This window comes from Delftia acidovorans NBRC 14950 (assembly GCF_001598795.1).
Classification (GTDB): domain Bacteria; phylum Pseudomonadota; class Gammaproteobacteria; order Burkholderiales; family Burkholderiaceae_C; genus Comamonas; species Comamonas acidovorans.
Map to the genome: position 1 here is coordinate 56,430 of NZ_BCZP01000020.1, position 15,727 is coordinate 72,156.

The window sequence follows — 15,727 nt, forward strand, 5'->3', positions numbered from 1 at the left end:
GCGGCATGTGCCGCTTTCCCCAGCGCCAGCCCGCGATGAGCAGCCCAGACCATTCCGATCCGCCTCGCGACGACGAGCACCTGCCCCTGCATGCGCTGCTGGCGCCCGGCGCCGACCTGCCCCCCGTCGAACGCTTCCCCCCCTTCCAGCCCGAAGACGACCCGCTGCAGGCCCTGGTGGCCGAGCTGCGCAACTACCAGCGCGAACTGGAAATCCAGAACCGCGTGCTGGACTACAGCCAGGCCGTAGCCGAAAGCGCCTCCGAGCGCTTCGAGGCCCTGTTCGCCAGCATTCCCCTGCCGCTGCTGGTGGTGGACGAGCACGACATGGTGGTGCAGGCCAACGCCATGGCGCACAGCGCCTTCCAGCCCTCCGAGCATGACCGACTGCTGGTGAACTTCGCGCCCTTCGTGCACCCGGACGACGCCGAGCGCGTGCGCGAGACCTTCTCCGCCGCACGCGAGCTGGGCCGCACCGAGGCCCACGAGGTCTGCTTCGAGATCACCGAGCAGCACCAGCTGCGCGCCGACCTGCACGTGGCCTGCATCGCCATCCCCCAGCAAAGCGGCCCGCCCATTGCCCAGTACCTGTGCGCCGTGGTGGACCAGGGCCCGCTGCTGGCCGAGCGCCTGGCGCTGCAGCAGCGCAACCACCAGCTGTTCCTGAGCGAGCGGCGGCTGGAATCGGTCATCAACTCGGCGCTGGACGCCATCATCTGCCTGGACTCGGACCAGCGCATCACCGTCTTCAATCCCACGGCCGCCGCCCTGTTCCTGTGCCCGCCGCACGACGCGCTGGGCAGCCCGCTGGAGCGTTTCCTGCCCGATGCGGCACAGGCCCTGTCCTTTGCACCGCTGACCACGCAGGCCGTGCTGGGCGAGATGACGGCGCGCACGGCCAGCGGCCGCGAGATTCCGGTCGAGGTCAGTGTCTCCTTCGAGCACCACAGCGGCGGCGAGACCACCACCGTGTTCGCGCGCGACCTCACCAGCCGCAAGAAGGCCGAGGCCCAGCGCAACGAGCTGGAAGACCAGCTGCGCGAATCGCACAAGATGCAGGCCCTGGGCACCATGGCCGGCGGCATTGCGCACGACTTCAACAACATCGTGGGCGCCATCCTGGGCAACGTGGAGCTGGCCAAGGCCGACTGCGGCGGCAATGCCGCAGCCATCGAAAGCCTGCAGGAGATCGAAAAGGCCGGCCGCCGCGCGCGCGACCTGGTGCGCCAGATCCTGACCTTCAGCCGCAACGAGCCACCACAGCGCAAGCCCGTGCAGGCGCGCGAAGTCATGGGCGATACGGCGCGGCTGCTGCGCGTGACCCTGCCGCCCGCCGTGGAGCTGCAGGTGCACGTGCCGCCGCAGCTGCCCCCCATGCTGGCCGACGCCATGCAGGTGGAGCAGGCCCTGTTCAACCTGTGCACCAACGCCATGCACGCCCTGGGTGAGCGGCGCGGCCTGATCCAGATGGACGCCGACCTGGTGCGCCCCGACCAGCGCCTGTGCGAGCGCCTGGGCCTGCCGCCCGTCAGCTACGTGGCGCTGTCGGTGCAGGACAACGGCCCCGGCATGGATGCGCGCACGCTGCAGCGCATCTTCGAGCCCTTCTTCACCACCAAGCCCGTGGGCCAGGGAACGGGCCTGGGCCTGCCCGTGGTGCACGGCGTCATGCGCAACCACGGCGGCGCCGTGGACGTGTACAGCATTCCAGGGCAAGGCAGCCGTTTCACGCTGTACTTTCCCCCGGCCGACGCCCTGGCGCCCGCCGAGTACGCACCAGCCCAGGCGCCCGTGGCCGAAACGCCGCCCAGCCTGCCGGAGCCGCTGGCAGCCGCAGAAACCCCGACCGGCCCGCAGTTCGCCCTGCTGCCCGACCCGCAGGCCGCACAGCAGCATGTGATGTACGTGGACGACGACCAGGCCCTGGTCTTCCTCGTGCAGCGCCTGCTGCGCCGTCGCGGCTACCAGGTCAGCGGCTTCACCGATCCGCACGAGGCCACCGAGGCGCTGCGCGCCGCCCCCCAGGACTACGACCTGCTGGTCACCGACTACAACATGCCCGGCTACAGCGGCATCGACCTGGTGTACGAGGCGCTGTCCATCCAGCCGCTGCTGCCCATCGCCCTGGCTTCGGGCTACATCACCGCCGAGATCGAGCAGGCCGCCATGGCCGCAGGCGCCCGGGCGCTGGTGCACAAGCCCAATGACGTGGAGGAGCTGTGCGCCACCGTGCACAGGCTCCTGAATGAACGGTGAGCGGCTCAAGCGCTGAACGGCTGCAGGAGTGCATCGGTGCTGGTACTGCTGCCGATGCAGATACCGATGCAGGTGTCTCCTGCCTGTACGAGGACGCCGAGCTGCTGGTGCTGGACAAGCCCTCCGGCCTGCTGTGCGTGCCCGGACGCGGCCCCGACAAGCAGGACTGCCTGAGCGGCCGCGCCTTGCAGCGCTGGCCCGATGCGCTGGTCGTGCACCGGCTGGACCAGGCCACCTCGGGCCTGGTGGTCATGGCGCGCAGCCTGGCCAGCCAGCGCCTCCTGAGCGAAGCCTTTGCGCAGCGCCGCGTGCACAAGCGCTATGTGGCCGTGGTCGCCGGCCGCCCTGCCGCGCAGCAGGCCGACGCCTGGCAAAGCATCGACCTGCCGATAGCCGCCGACTGGGAGCGGCGCCCCTTGCGCATCATCGACGCCCTGCAGGGCAAGCCCAGCCAGACCCTGTGGCGCGCCATGCCACCAGCCACCGAAGACCAGGGCACACTCACCACGCGGGTGCAGCTGCAGCCCGTGACGGGCCGCACCCACCAGTTGCGCGTGCACATGGCGGCGCTGAGCCATCCCATCCTGGGCGATGCGCTCTATGCCGATGCCGCCGTGCAGGCCCTGTCGCCGCGCCTGCTGCTGCATGCGCACCAGCTGGAGCTGGCGCATCCCCTGTCGGGCCAAACGCTGCGTTTCGAATCCGCCGTACCGTTTTGATCCACCGCAGAAACACGGAAACCGGCGTCCCCTGACGCGTTGCTGCGATGCAACATTCCGTGTACGTGTTTCCCCTTCTTGCAGTCGGTCATATTGGTTTCATGCAGCACCGTCTGGGTGCACCGTCGGCATCAGGCGTTTTCGTCGCCCAAAACCGGCGTTGACAAGCGGCCTGCGATGGCATCCAGCCCTTAGCGAAAAGCCTGCATGCGCGCCAGCCCCGGGATAACCCTGTTGCCATTGGTAACCAGGAGATTAATCTGTGCTTCTTTGCGCGGATCGCCCCTACAGGAGCCACCGCGTTTTTCAGAACGCTTTACCCAAAGTTGAAGGAAGTACTCATGAGCATTCCGTTCCGCATGCACACCGTCGTCGCCGCCCTGGGTTTGGCTGGTGCCGCCTTGTTCTCCACAGCGCATGCGCAAATCAAGATCGCCATGGTGGTTCCCACCACCGGCCCGCTGACGCAGTACGGCGACATGGTCAAGGAAGGCGTGAACACCGCCGTGGAAATGGCCAATGCGGCTGGCGGCGTCAATGGCAAGAAGATCGAGCTGGTGTCCGTCGATGACGCCTGCGAACCCAAGCAAGGCCCCGTGGCCGCCAACCGCGTGGTCAACGCCAAGATCGGCTACGTGATCGGCCCCGTCTGCTCGGGCGCATCGATTGCCGCCGCCCCGATCTACAACAACGAAGGCGTGGTCGTCGTGACCCCCTCGGCCACCTCCCCGGCCCTGACCGACGGCAAGAACTACCACTTCATCTTCCGCACCATCGGCCGCGATGACCAGCAGGGCCCAGCCGCCGCCAAGTTCATCCTGGAAAAGGCCAAGCCCAAGAAGGTTGCCGTGCTGCACGACAAGCAGTCGTATGGCCAGGGCATTGCCTCCTCCGTGCGCGACGACCTGAAGAAGGCCGGCGTGGAAGTGGCCCTGTTCGAAGGCATCAACGCCGGCGACAGCGACTACTCCGCCGTCATCACCAAGCTCAAGAGCGCTGGTGTGGACTTCGTCTACTACGGCGGCTACCACCCTGAAATGGGCCTGCTGCTGCGCCAGGCTTCCGAGCAGGGCCTGAAGGTCCGCATGATGGGCCCCGAAGGCGTGGGCAACCCCGAAGTCAACGCCATCGCCGGCAACGCCGTCGAAGGCATGCTGGTGACCCTGCCTGCAGACTTCTCGGCCAACCCCAAGAACGCCGCCGTGGTCAAGGCCTTCAAGGACAAGAAGCGCAATCCCTCGGGCGCCTTCCAGCTGACCGCCTTTGCCGCCACGCAAGTGCTGCTGGACAGCATCAAGGCCGTGGGCGACAGCCCCGCCAAGGTGGCTGACCACCTGCACAAGTCCAACTTCGAGACCGTTCTGGGCTCGGTGGGCTGGAACAAGCAGGGCGACCTGAAGTCCTTCGACTTCCAGGTGTTCGAATGGCACAAGGACGGCAGCAAGTCGGTCGCTGCCAAGTAATCCCCCTCGTTGACTGGCCGGGGCACGCTTGCGCGTGTCCCGGTTGTCTGCATCCTGGCCTTTTAGGCCTTTTCCTGTTTTGGGGCGGCATTACACCATGTCAGAACTCTTACCTCAGCTGATACAGCAGCTGTTCAACGGACTGTCCCTGGGCGCCATCTATGCCCTGATCGCCATCGGCTACACAATGGTCTACGGCATCATCGGGATGATCAACTTCGCCCACGGCGACATCTACATGATCGGCGCCTACATCGGCCTGGTCACGCTGTCGGCCATCGGCACGACAAGCGGCCTGCCCGTGTGGGCCATCATCGGCCTGATGCTGGTGGTGTCGGTCTTCGTCACCGGCGTCTACGGCCTGGTGGTGGAACAGGTGGCCTACAAGCCGCTGCGCCGCAGCCCGCGCCTGGTGGCCCTGATCTCGGCCATCGGCATGTCCATCTTCCTGCAGAACTGGGTGGCCCTGGGCCAGGGCGCGCGCGACATGGCCGTGCCCTCGCTGCTGCCGGGCGCGCTGCGTTTCGGCGCCGAAGGTGGCTTCGAGATCTATGCGCCCTACTCGCGCATCCTGATCATCGTGGTCGCCATCGTGCTCATGGTGCTGCTGACGCTGTACATCCGCCATTCCCGCATGGGCCGTGCCTCGCGCGCCTGCGCCCAGGACATGCACATGGCCAGCCTGCTGGGCATCGACACCAACCGCGTGATCTCGTTCACCTTCGTGCTGGGCGCCATGCTGGCGGCCGTGGGCGGCGTGCTGATCGCGCTGGCCGTGGGCAAGCTCAACCCGTTCATCGGCTTTCTGGCCGGCATCAAGGCCTTCACGGCGGCGGTGCTGGGCGGCATCGGCTCCATCCCCGGCGCCATGCTGGGCGGCGTGCTGCTGGGCGTGGCCGAGACCTTTGCGGCAGCCTACATCTCGTCCGAGTACAAAGACATCGTGGCCTTCGGCCTGCTGGTGCTGATCCTGCTGTTCCGCCCCACGGGCCTGCTGGGCAAGCCTGAAGTGGAGAAGGTCTGATGAAAGCCAAACCCACCTTGAACCTGCGCGACGCCCTGATCGCCACGGTGATGACCGCCGTGGTCGTCACGCCCATCTTCGGCCTGCACCTGGAGCGCGCCGGCACCCGTACCATCATCAACCCCGACTGGACGGTGGTGGCCTGGGCCTGCGCCCTGGTCTTCCTGGTGCAGCTGCTGCGCCCGCTGATCGCGGCGAAGATGCCCAAGGTCTCGCTGCCCTCGCTGCCACACGCACGCCCCAGCCACCGCAACGGCCTGATCCTGGCCGCCCTGCTGATCGCCGTGTCCTGGCCCTTCTTCGCGGGCCGCAACGCGGTGGACATCGCCACGCTGGCCATGATCTACGTGATGCTGGGCCTGGGCCTGAACATCGTCGTGGGCTTTGCCGGCCTGCTGGACCTGGGCTTCGTGGGCTTCTACGCCGTGGGCGCCTACACCTATGCGCTGCTGTTCCACTGGGCCGGCTGGTCCTTCTGGGAAGCGCTGCCGCTGGCTGGCGCCGCCGCCGCGATGTTCGGCTTCGTGCTCGGCTTTCCGGTGCTGCGGCTGCGCGGTGACTACCTGGCCATCGTGACGCTGGGCTTCGGCGAAATCATCCGCCTGATGCTGGTCAACCTGACCAGCATCACGGGCGGGCCGGACGGCATCTCCAGCATCCCCAAGCCCACGGTGCTGGGCCTGGAGATGACGCGCAACCCCTCCACCGAGGGCGGCACGACCTTCCACCAGTTCCTGGGGCTGGAGTTCAGCTCGCTGCACATGGTGATCTTCCTGTACCTGATGGCGCTGCTGCTGGCCGTGGTCACGCTGTGCATCTCCAACCGCCTGGTGCGCATGCCCATAGGTCGCGCCTGGGAGGCGCTGCGCGAGGACGAGATCGCCTGCCGCTCCCTGGGCCTGAACCCCATGAAGATCAAGCTGTCCGCCTTCACGCTGGGCGCCATGTTCGCCGGCCTGGGCGGCGCCTTCTTCGCGGCGCGCCAGGGCATCGTCAACCCCGAATCGTTCACCTTCATCGAATCGGCGCTGATCCTGTCCATCGTGGTGCTGGGCGGCATGGGCTCGCAGCTGGGCGTGATCATCGCGGCCATCTTGCTGACGGTGCTGCCCGAGCTGGCGCGCGAGTTCTCCGAGTACCGCATGCTGATCTTCGGCCTGGTGATGGTGCTGATGATGATCTGGCGCCCGCAGGGCCTGCTGCCCATGCGCCGCCACCATGTGGAGGTGCGCTCATGAGGCATGCCGACACCATGATTTTTGGGACAACAGAAAGCAGCAAGGGCCGGCAATGAGCGAGTATTTGCTAGAAGTCAAAGACCTGTGCATGCGCTTCGGCGGCCTGCTGGCCGTGGACCATGTGGGCTTCAACGTGCGCCCGCAGGAAGTGTTTGCCATCATCGGCCCCAACGGTGCCGGCAAGACCACGGTGTTCAACTGCATCAGCGGTTTCTACCAGCCCAGCAGCGGCTCCGTCACGCTGGACGGCAGCGCCATCGAGGGCCGCAGCAGCCACCACGTGGCCAACCACGGCGTGGTGCGCACCTTCCAGAACGTGCGGCTGTTCAAGTCCATGACGGTGCTGGAAAACCTGCTGGTGGCACAGCACCGCAGCTCGGGCGTCAACCTGCTGTCGGGCCTGTTCAACACGGCAAGCTACCGCCGCAGCGAAGAGGAAAAGATCGAGAGCGCCCTGCACTGGCTGGACGTCATGGGCCTGCGCGAGTTCGTCAACCGCGAGGCCGGCAACCTGGCCTACGGCCACCAGCGCCGCCTGGAGATCGCGCGCTGCATGATCACCAAGCCGCGCGTGCTCATGCTCGACGAACCCGCCGCCGGCCTGAACCCGCAGGAGAAGAAGGACCTGCAGGGCCTGATCGACCAGCTGCGGCGCCAGTACGGCATTGCCGTGCTGCTGATCGAGCACGACATGGGCCTGGTCATGGGTGTGTCCGAGCGCATCCTCGTCATGGAGTACGGCAAGCCCATCGCCATGGGCCTGCCGGACGCCATCCGCAACGATGAACGGGTCATCAAGGCCTACCTGGGAGAAGCCTGATGCCTGCCATGCTGCAACTGGAGAACATCTCCACCCACTACGGTGCCATCTGCGCGGTCGACAGCGTGAGCCTGCACGTCAACCAGGGCGAAATCGTCTCGCTGATCGGCTCCAACGGCGCCGGCAAGACCTCGCTGCTGATGACGGTGTGCGGCAACCCGCGCGCCAGCTCGGGCCGCATCTCGTTCGAGGGCGAGGACATCACCCAGCTGCCCTCGCACCACATCATGCGCAAGGGCATCGCGGTCTCGCCCGAGGGACGGCGCATCTTCTCGGACCTCACGGTCACGGACAACCTGAAGATGGGCGGATTCTTCCTGGACAAGCCGCAGATCGAGGCCGGCATCGAACATGTGTTCGGCCTCTTCCCGCGCCTGCGTGAGCGCGCCCACCAGCGCGCCGGCACCATGTCGGGCGGCGAGCAGCAGATGCTGGCCATCGGCCGCGCGCTGATGAGCAAGCCCCGCCTGCTGCTGCTGGACGAGCCCACGCTGGGCCTGGCGCCGCTGATCATTGCGCAGATCTTCGAGATCATCCAGACCATCCGCACGGCCGGCGTCACGGTCTTCCTGGTCGAGCAGAACGCCAACCGCGCCCTGCAGATCGCCGACCGCGGGTATGTGCTGGAAACCGGCAAGGTGGTGCTGGAAGACACCGGCGCCAACCTGCTGACCAACGACGCCGTGCGCCGCGCCTACCTGGGCGCCTGACAACGCACAGGCGCCCAGCGCTCCACGGGCCCGCCCTTTGGCGGGCCTTTTTCTTTTCACGCGCAGATCGCACAGTGGTCTGGTCATGCGCGGCCGATTGTGGGGTCTGCGGCTTGGGCGCAGGCGTTATAAAACACGTCCCTGCCTCTCATTGCTCCCCTACGCCCATGAACGCCTGCGCCCCCCAAGACATGCTGCAACCCCTGGCCATCGACGTGGTGTCCGTGCAGTCCCAGGTCGTCTACGGCCGCGTTGGCAACAACGTGGCCATGCCCACGCTGCAGGCGCTGGGGCTGGCGGCGGTGGCCGTGCCCACGGTGGTGTTCAGCAACACGCCGCACTATCCCAGCATCCACGGCGGAGCAATTGCCGCCGAGTGGTTTGCGGGCTATCTGCAGGACCTGGGTGCGCGCGGCGGGTTGCGGCAGTTGCAGGCCGTGCTGGCCGGCTACCTGGGCGGGCCGGCCCAGGCCACGCTGCTGGCGGACTGGGTTGCCGGCCTGCTGGCGCAGCGGCCCGGCCTGCGCGTGGTGGTGGACCCGGTGATCGGCGACCACGACAGCGGCATCTATGTGGACCCCGCCATGGTCGAGGCCTACCAGCGCCACCTGCTGCCGCTGGCCGACGGGCTGACACCCAACCATTTCGAGCTGGAGCAGCTGACCGCGCGCCCTGTGCGCGGCATGGACGATGTGGTCCAGGCCGCGCGCAGCCTGCTGACCGGCCGCACGCAGTGGGTGGCCGTGACCAGCGCATCGCCCGAGCTGGACGGCGAGCCCGCCCAGCGCATGCGCGTGGCCCTGGTCACGCGCGATGATGTGCATGTGATCACCCACGCGCGGGTGGACGCGGTGCCCAAGGGAACGGGCGATCTTTTCAGTGCCGCGCTCACCGGCCACTGGCTGCAGGGCGCCAGCCTGCACGAGGCGGCCGAACGTGCCTGCGAACGCATCGTGCAGGCGCTGGAGCGCACCCGGCAGGCGCACAGCGCCGAGCTGCTGCTGCCATCGGACCCTGTCGCCGCCCAGGCAGCGGCCGGGCCGGCAGCACGGGCACAAGCGATACCATCGCCCGCATGAACAATGCATCGCCTCTTCTTTCCCTGACGATTCTTACCGGCGCCTCGCGCGGCATGGGCCAGGCCATGGCCCGGCAACTGCTGGATGCCGGCCATGAACTGGTCACGCTGTCGCGCTCCACCAGCGAAGACCTGGCCCAGGCGGCCGCCACGGCGGGCGCGCCGCTGCAGCAGTGGAGCGTGGACCTGGGCGAGCCCGAGGCCGCGGCCCGCAGGCTGGGCGACTGGCTGGCCGGCCTGGACGCCGCGCGCTACGCCAGCGTCACCCTGATCAACAACGCGGGCGTGATTCCGCAGATTGCACCGCTGTCGCAGCTGCAGCCCGCCGACATTGCCCAGGCCATGCGCGTGGGGCTGGAGGCGCCCATGCTGCTGACGGCCGCCTTCCTGGCCGCCACCGAGAGCTGGACAGCCGTGCCGCGCAAGGTGCTCAACATTTCTTCGGGCCTGGGCCGGCGCGCCATTGCCTCGCAGGCCTCCTACTGCGCGGCCAAGGCCGGCATGGACCATTTCAGCCGCAGCGTGGCGCTGGACGAGGCGCTCAAGCCCCACGGCGCGCGCATCTGCTCGCTGGCGCCCGGCGTCATCGACACCGACATGCAGGTGCAGTTGCGCAGCGCGGATACCGCCGCCTTCCCCGACGCAGGCAACTTTGCCCAGCTCAAGCAAGGCGGCAAGCTGTCCACGCCCGAGCAGGCGGCAGCGCTGGTGCTGGGCTGGCTGCAGCGTGCCGATTTTGGCGAGCAAGTGGTGGCCGACGTGCGCCAGCCCTGAGCATTTTCCGGATGGCAGCTTCAATGCGGCGATGAATATCCGGCAATGGAAAAGGCATCGCCGCACTGGCCTGAATAATCCAAATACCGCACTGGAAAATGTTCTGCAAGAATTACCGATTGCAGGCAGCATTTTCCGTATCCAACCTGAGCATTCGCTTGAAAATCGTCATCTGGCAAAGGATGACGTTTTTCATCTGCGTTTGCCAGTCCTGCATTTCCAATCCTCCTACAGCGGCGTCTATTGCGACTGGCAAGAATGGGGCACTCAACTCCAAGAAAGTCGGCCATGTCCATTGCCTATTCCGAATCCGCGCCCCTGGCTGAAGCGCCAGTGGTCAACACGGTCGCCACCGTAGATACCTCACGCAGCGGCGTTTCATGGGCCGCGATATTTGCCGGCGCCATGGCGGCGGCATCGCTGTCGCTGCTGCTGTTCATTCTGGGCACAGGCCTGGGCCTGTCGTCGGTGTCGGTATGGTCCGGTGAAGGCCTGGATGCAGGCGCCCTGGGCCTGACGGCCGTGGCATGGATCGCCTTCACCCAGCTGGCCTCGGCCGGCGTGGGCGGCTATCTGGCCGGGCGGCTGCGCACACGCTGGCAAGGCGTGCACACGGACGAGGTCTACTTCCGCGATACGGCCCACGGCTTTCTGTCCTGGGCACTGGCCACGCTGGCCATGGTGGCCCTGATGGGCGCCGCTGCAGGCGGTGCCGTCTCCGGCGCCTTCAAGGCAGCGCAGACCGTGGCCACCAGCGCCTCCAACGTGGTGGGCGGCGCGATCGGCGCCGCCGGCGGTGCAGCTGCAGGCGGTGCCGCAGCCATGGCCGGTGCCTCGGGCGCCGATGCCTCGCCCCAGGGCCTGGTCTACTGGACCGGCAGCCTGTTCCGCAATTCAGGCGCCGCTACCTCCACCAGCAATGCCACCCCCGCCGACCTGGCCAGCGCCACCCGCGAGGCCGGCGTGATCTTTGCCCAGTCGCTGCGCACCGGCCAGCTGTCTCCCGCAGACGAGCAATACCTGGCCCAGCTGATTGCGCGCAATTCCGATATGTCCGTGGAAGATGCGCAAAAGAAAGTGCGTAGCACCTTTGATTCCGTGCAAATGCAGATAAAGCAGGCCGAGCAAAAGGCTGAAGAAGCCAAGCAAAAGGCCAAGCAGGCTGCTGAAGAGGCGCGCAAGGCCACGGCCCATTCCATGCTCTGGCTGTTTGTTTCGCTGATGCTGGGCGCTTTTGTGGGCAGCCTGTGCGCCACCTGGGGTGGTCGTCAACGCGATGCCTTTTGATAATCCCCGGCACTGAAACCCAATCAATCCAATTCAATCCATTCAACGGAGGCTTGCCATGCGATCCATACTGCTTTTTCTCCTGGGCGTTCCCATTCCCATCATCATCCTGATTGCGCTCATCCACTGACGGATGCCGCCATGCCGGCCACGCGCAGCAAGTCCCAGGCATCCCGCCAGGCCCGCCCCACCAAAGGGGCGGCCAAGGCGGCGACACCCCAGGCCTCGCTCGCGCTGTACCGGCAAAAGCGCGACTTCACGCGCACACCGGAACCTTCGGCAGAACCTTCCAGTGAGACGATTGCAGGGCAGCCCGGCGCGGGCGCCCTGCAATTCGTCATTCAAAAGCACTGGGCCAGCCATCTGCACTACGACTTCCGGCTGGAGCTGGACGGCAGCATGAAAAGCTGGGCCGTGCCCAAGGGCCCCAGCTACGACCCGGCCGACAAGCGCATGGCCGTCCAGGTGGAAGACCACCCCATGGCCTACAACCGCTTCGAGGGCCAGATTCCACCGGGGCAGTACGGCGCGGGCAAGATCATCATCTGGGACCGTGGCACCTGGCTGCCCGAGGGCGATGCGGCCGAAGGCTATCGCAAGGGCAAGCTCAAGTTCGAACTGCGAGGCCACAAGCTGCAGGGCCGCTGGACCCTGGTGCGCATGCGCGGCAAGGACGACGCCAAAAAGCCCGCCTGGCTGCTGATCAAGGAGCACGACGGCCTGGAACGTGCTGCCAGCGAATTCAACGTGGTCGGGGACATGCCCGACAGCGTGGCCGGCCTTCCCCTGCCCACCGCCACAGCGCCCGTCACCACACCCGTCACCACGCCCGTCGCTACGCACGTCACCGCGTCCATGCCGCAGAGCATCGCCCCGCAGTTGGCAACCTTGGTGGACCATGCACCTGCAGAGGCCGGGCAATGGATCTTCGAGAGCAAGTTCGACGGCTACCGGCTGCTGGCGCGCATCGAGGACGGCGCCGTTCGCCTTTTCACGCGCAACGGCAAGGACTGGACCACCAAAATGCCCGCCCTGGCCCGCGCCTTTGCCGCACTGCCCCTGCAATCGGGCTGGGTGGATGGCGAGGTGCTGATGCTGGACAGCGACAGCCGCCCTGACTTCCAGGCCCTGCAAAACGCCTTTGACGGCGAGCGCACCGACCACCTGGTGTTCTTCGCGTTTGACCTGCTGTGGCATGACGGCCAGGACCTGCGGCCCCAGCCCGTGGAGCAGCGCCGCCAGCAGTTGCAGGCCCTGCTGCACAAGGCGCCTTCGGACCGCCTTCGTTTCAGCGAGGCCTTTGACGCCCCGCCCGCCGACCTGGTGGCCGCCGCCTGCCAGCTGGGCCTGGAGGGCGTGATCGGCAAGCGGCGCGGCAGCGCCTATGCCTCGCGGCGCAGCGCGGACTGGATCAAGCTCAAGTGCGGCCTGCGCCAGGAATTCGTGATCGCGGGCTACACCGATCCCCAGGGCACGCGCACGGGCCTGGGCGCCCTGGTCCTGGCCGTGCATGGCGAGGACGGCCAGCTGCGCGCGGCAGGCAAGGTGGGCACGGGGTTCAACAGGCGCACCCTGGCCGACCTGCGCCAGCGCCTGGAGCGCCTTGCCACCGGCACCTCGCCGCTGGCGGACAGCCGGGGCCTTGGCAGCGGGGTGCACTGGGTGCGCCCCACGCTGCTGGCCGAGGTCTCGTTCGCGCAGTGGACCGAGGACGGCCAGGTCCGCCATGCCGTATTCCAGGGCCTGCGTGCGGACAAGCCTGCACGCAGCATTGTCAAAGAGGAGCCACAGCACGTGCCATCGACCGCATCTTCCGCCAGCGCTGCCGCCACGCCTGGCGCTGCACGAACGCAAACCCGCCATGCCAGGGCGGCGCGACTGCCCGCCTCGATGACCATCACCCATCCCGAGCGGGTCATCGATCCCTCCACCGGCATCACCAAGATGGATCTGGCGCGCTACTACGCCACGGTGGCGCCCTTCATGATCACCCACCTCAAGTCCCGCCCCGTGGCCATGGTGCGGGCGCCGGACGGCATCGAGGGCGAGCTGTTCTTCCAAAAGCACCTCGACCAGGCGCCGCTGCAGGGCATCGCCGCCCTGTCGCCGGAACTGGACCCCGGCCATGCTCCGCTGATGGAGGTGTCCCGGCGCGAAGGCCTGGTGGCGGCGGCGCAGATGAACACCATCGAATGGCACACCTGGAACGCGCGCAAGGACCGCATCGACCGGCCCGATCGCATGACCTTCGACCTGGACCCGGGCGAAGGCGTGCCCTGGCAGCAGGTGCAGGAGGCCGCCAGCCTGCTGCATGTGCTGCTGCAGGAGCTGGAGCTGCCGGCCTTCCTCAAGACCAGCGGCGGCAAGGGCCTGCACGTGGTCGTACCCATCAAGCGGCTGCTGGACTGGGACACCGTCAAGGCCTTCTCGCAGGCCGTGGTCCAGCACTTGGCCCATGCCGTGCCCCAGCGCTTCGTGGCCAAAAGCGGGCCGCGCAACCGCGTGGGAAAGATTTTTGTGGACTACCTGCGCAACGGCTTCGGCGCCACCACGGCCTGCGCGTGGACGGCCCGGGCGCGGCCGGGCATGGGCATCTCCGTGCCCGTGGCCTGGAACGAGCTGGACAGGCTCACGGGCGGCGCGCACTGGACCATTCGCTCGGTAGACCAGCGCCTGCGCCTGGGCAACTCCCCCTGGGAGCACTACGGCACGGCCGCCGTGGGCCTGGGCCGCGCCATGAAGGCGCTGGGCTTCGAGGCGCAGCGCTGAGCACCGTCCTGCAGGAATCGAAGAAAGCAACGCCATGAAGAAAGCCGCCTCCCCCAAATCCAGTCCGTCCACCTCCGCGCGCAGCATGTGGAAGGGCGCCATCAGCTTTGGCCTGGTGCACATTCCCATCGGCCTGTACGCGGCCACGGCCAGCTCGGACATCGACTTCGACTGGCTGGACAAGCGCAACATGCAGCCCGTGGGCTACAAGCGCATCAACAAGGTCACGGGCAAGGAGGTGGCCACGGCCGACATCGTCAAGGGCGTGGAATTCGAGGAGGGCCGCTACGTGGTGCTGAGCGCTGAAGAGATTGCCGCCGCCTTTCCCAAGACCACGCAGACCATCGAGATCGAGGCCTTTGTCGATGCCCAGGACATCCCCTTCATCTACCTGGAACGCCCCTACTACACCGCCCCCCTGCACCGTGGCGAGAAGGTCTACGCCCTGCTGCGCGAGGCCCTGCGCAAGAGCAACAAGGTGGGCGTGGCCAAGGTGGTCATCCAGACCAAGCAGCATCTGGCCATCCTGATTCCCTGCGGCCGGGCGCTGGTGCTCAACCTGCTGCGCTGGGGCGGCGAGATCCGCTCCTTCGAGCAACTGGACCTGCCGCCTCTGGACGCCAAGGCCGCCGGCATCAAGAGCGCCGAGATGACCATGGCCATGGCCCTCATCAAGGACATGAGCCAGGCCTGGGACGCCGACCAGTTCCGCAACTCCTTCAGCGAGGAAATCCACCAGCTCGTGCAGGCCAAGGCGCACGCGGGCGATGTCCAAAACGTGGAAAAGCAGGAGACCACACCCGCCGCGCCGGCCAACGCGGCCGTGCTGGACCTGACGGCCCTGCTCAAGAACAGCCTGGGCAAGGGCGCAGGCGGACCATCCGCCACCGCAGCCAAGGAAAAAAATACCGCGTCAACGGTAAAAAATGCAAAGACGCCAGCGTCCAGAAAATCGACAAAATCCACAAAAACCCCGGCCAGGGCCCCTGCAAAACGCCCCGCCGCTAAATAACCCCATATTTGGCCTGGCTGCATTTTTTACAAAAGCAATTTCATTATAAGAAATACATCCATTTGTACCGACAAAATGGAACAAGACCACTCCATAGCAAATTCCAATGCTTTACCAAAAGTAATCTTCCAAATATCCTACAAGCCCGCCATTTTCACGGTCGCACAATGAAATTGCAGTGATGACGGCATCGCTGTTTACTTAAGGAGTACGGAAATGACGCAACAGACCAACAACCCTCAAGGCAACACGGCCAGCAACCAGCAAAACGACAAGAACAAGCAGCAGCAGCAACAGAACAATCCGGGGCAGCAGCAGCAAAGCAATCCCAACAACCCGAACAATCCCAACCAACAGCAGCAACAGAGCAATCCCCAGCGCAACCAACCAGGGGAACAGCAAAAGCAGGGCAGCCATCAGCAGCGTTAAGCTGCCGATAGCGTGAACTGGCAAAGGGCCCCCTGGGCCCTTTTTTTATCTCCAGAGCTTTGCTGACGATGCCCTTTGGTTCAGCCAATCGCCTCTTCCAATAATTATTGCCTCATACAACAGGCCATCCTCTTTCTTTCAAGGAGTAA

At 66.3% G+C, this 15,727-nt stretch carries 14 protein-coding genes; 13 read left to right on the forward strand and 1 reads right to left on the reverse strand.

The genetic code is table 11. The features are described 5' to 3' along the window. The first annotated feature begins 35 nt into the window (after nt 1–35). The 9 genes from DA1_RS21955 to DA1_RS21995 all read left to right on the forward strand — a co-directional run bounded on the left by DA1_RS21955 (nt 36) and on the right by DA1_RS21995 (nt 10,081). The gene (locus tag DA1_RS21955; RefSeq protein ID WP_034398702.1) at nt 36–2,255 is read left to right on the forward strand and encodes a PAS domain-containing hybrid sensor histidine kinase/response regulator; all 2,220 of its coding nucleotides are present in this window, start codon (nt 36–38) and stop codon (nt 2,253–2,255) included. Between the two features lie 32 nt (nt 2,256–2,287). Further along, complete coding sequence (locus DA1_RS21960) at nt 2,288–2,974, forward strand: RluA family pseudouridine synthase (protein WP_155294348.1); 687 nt, start codon at nt 2,288–2,290, stop codon at nt 2,972–2,974. A gap of 341 nt (nt 2,975–3,315) precedes the next feature. Next, nucleotides 3,316–4,437, forward strand: coding sequence for a branched-chain amino acid ABC transporter substrate-binding protein (locus DA1_RS21965; protein WP_034394886.1), 1,122 nt, complete (start codon nt 3,316–3,318; stop codon nt 4,435–4,437). Between the two features lie 97 nt (nt 4,438–4,534). Next, complete coding sequence (gene livH, locus DA1_RS21970; RefSeq protein WP_034394887.1) at nt 4,535–5,461, forward strand: high-affinity branched-chain amino acid ABC transporter permease LivH; 927 nt, start codon at nt 4,535–4,537, stop codon at nt 5,459–5,461. Beyond that, nucleotides 5,461–6,699 (forward strand): high-affinity branched-chain amino acid ABC transporter permease LivM, encoded by a 1,239-nt coding sequence (locus tag DA1_RS21975; RefSeq protein WP_034394889.1) that lies wholly within the window; start codon nt 5,461–5,463, stop codon nt 6,697–6,699. The genes livH and DA1_RS21975 overlap by 1 nt, the downstream gene beginning before the upstream one ends. Before the next feature lie 52 nt (nt 6,700–6,751). Then, nucleotides 6,752–7,519: a high-affinity branched-chain amino acid ABC transporter ATP-binding protein LivG gene (gene livG, locus DA1_RS21980; protein WP_034394891.1), complete on the forward strand. Its 768-nt coding sequence runs from the start codon at nt 6,752–6,754 to the stop codon at nt 7,517–7,519. A gap of 8 nt (nt 7,520–7,527) precedes the next feature. Then, complete coding sequence (locus DA1_RS21985; protein WP_034398706.1) at nt 7,528–8,229, forward strand: ABC transporter ATP-binding protein; 702 nt, start codon at nt 7,528–7,530, stop codon at nt 8,227–8,229. A 167-nt stretch (nt 8,230–8,396) separates the two neighbouring features. Continuing rightward, entirely contained in the window at nt 8,397–9,308 is a 912-nt protein-coding gene (gene pdxK / locus DA1_RS21990) for a pyridoxine/pyridoxal/pyridoxamine kinase (protein WP_034394895.1), read from the forward strand. Further along, on the forward strand, nt 9,305–10,081 hold the full coding sequence (locus DA1_RS21995; RefSeq protein WP_034394897.1) for an SDR family NAD(P)-dependent oxidoreductase: 777 nt from the start codon (nt 9,305–9,307) through the stop codon (nt 10,079–10,081). Before pdxK ends, DA1_RS21995 begins: the two co-directional genes overlap by 4 nt. A 20-nt stretch (nt 10,082–10,101) precedes the next feature. Here the strand turns inward: DA1_RS21995 and DA1_RS30615 are convergent, their stop codons facing one another. Beyond that, complete coding sequence (locus tag DA1_RS30615) at nt 10,102–10,371, reverse strand: hypothetical protein (RefSeq protein ID WP_155294290.1); 270 nt, start codon at nt 10,369–10,371, stop codon at nt 10,102–10,104. Here DA1_RS30615 and DA1_RS22000 point away from each other — a divergent pair. The 4 genes from DA1_RS22000 to DA1_RS22015 all read left to right on the forward strand — a co-directional run bounded on the left by DA1_RS22000 (nt 10,370) and on the right by DA1_RS22015 (nt 15,578). Next, nucleotides 10,370–11,368 (forward strand): hypothetical protein, encoded by a 999-nt coding sequence (locus tag DA1_RS22000; RefSeq protein ID WP_034394899.1) that lies wholly within the window; start codon nt 10,370–10,372, stop codon nt 11,366–11,368. The two genes, DA1_RS30615 and DA1_RS22000, sit on opposite strands and share 2 nt — an antisense overlap. Before the next feature lie 141 nt (nt 11,369–11,509). Continuing rightward, on the forward strand, nt 11,510–14,137 hold the full coding sequence (gene ligD, locus DA1_RS22005) for a DNA ligase D (RefSeq protein ID WP_034394904.1): 2,628 nt from the start codon (nt 11,510–11,512) through the stop codon (nt 14,135–14,137). 34 nt (nt 14,138–14,171) lie between these two features. Then, complete coding sequence (gene ku, locus DA1_RS22010; protein WP_034394907.1) at nt 14,172–15,149, forward strand: non-homologous end joining protein Ku; 978 nt, start codon at nt 14,172–14,174, stop codon at nt 15,147–15,149. Nucleotides 15,150–15,365: 216 nt separating this feature from the next. Continuing rightward, entirely contained in the window at nt 15,366–15,578 is a 213-nt protein-coding gene (locus tag DA1_RS22015; RefSeq protein WP_012206144.1) for a hypothetical protein, read from the forward strand. Nucleotides 15,579–15,727 lie beyond the last annotated feature (149 nt).

Coding starts and splice junctions, on each gene's coding strand:
- DA1_RS21975 (WP_034394889.1), top strand. CDS start 5,461: ATGAAAGCCAAACCCACCTTGAACCTGCGCGACGCCCTGATCGCCACG.
- DA1_RS21955 (WP_034398702.1), top strand. CDS start 36: ATGAGCAGCCCAGACCATTCCGATCCGCCTCGCGACGACGAGCACCTG.
- DA1_RS22000 (WP_034394899.1), top strand. CDS start 10,370: ATGTCCATTGCCTATTCCGAATCCGCGCCCCTGGCTGAAGCGCCAGTG.
- DA1_RS30615 (WP_155294290.1), bottom strand. CDS start 10,371: ATGGCCGACTTTCTTGGAGTTGAGTGCCCCATTCTTGCCAGTCGCAAT.
- livG (WP_034394891.1), top strand. CDS start 6,752: ATGAGCGAGTATTTGCTAGAAGTCAAAGACCTGTGCATGCGCTTCGGC.
- livH (WP_034394887.1), top strand. CDS start 4,535: ATGTCAGAACTCTTACCTCAGCTGATACAGCAGCTGTTCAACGGACTG.
- DA1_RS21965 (WP_034394886.1), top strand. CDS start 3,316: ATGAGCATTCCGTTCCGCATGCACACCGTCGTCGCCGCCCTGGGTTTG.
- ligD (WP_034394904.1), top strand. CDS start 11,510: ATGCCGGCCACGCGCAGCAAGTCCCAGGCATCCCGCCAGGCCCGCCCC.
- DA1_RS21995 (WP_034394897.1), top strand. CDS start 9,305: ATGAACAATGCATCGCCTCTTCTTTCCCTGACGATTCTTACCGGCGCC.
- pdxK (WP_034394895.1), top strand. CDS start 8,397: ATGAACGCCTGCGCCCCCCAAGACATGCTGCAACCCCTGGCCATCGAC.
- DA1_RS22015 (WP_012206144.1), top strand. CDS start 15,366: ATGACGCAACAGACCAACAACCCTCAAGGCAACACGGCCAGCAACCAG.
- DA1_RS21985 (WP_034398706.1), top strand. CDS start 7,528: ATGCTGCAACTGGAGAACATCTCCACCCACTACGGTGCCATCTGCGCG.
- ku (WP_034394907.1), top strand. CDS start 14,172: ATGAAGAAAGCCGCCTCCCCCAAATCCAGTCCGTCCACCTCCGCGCGC.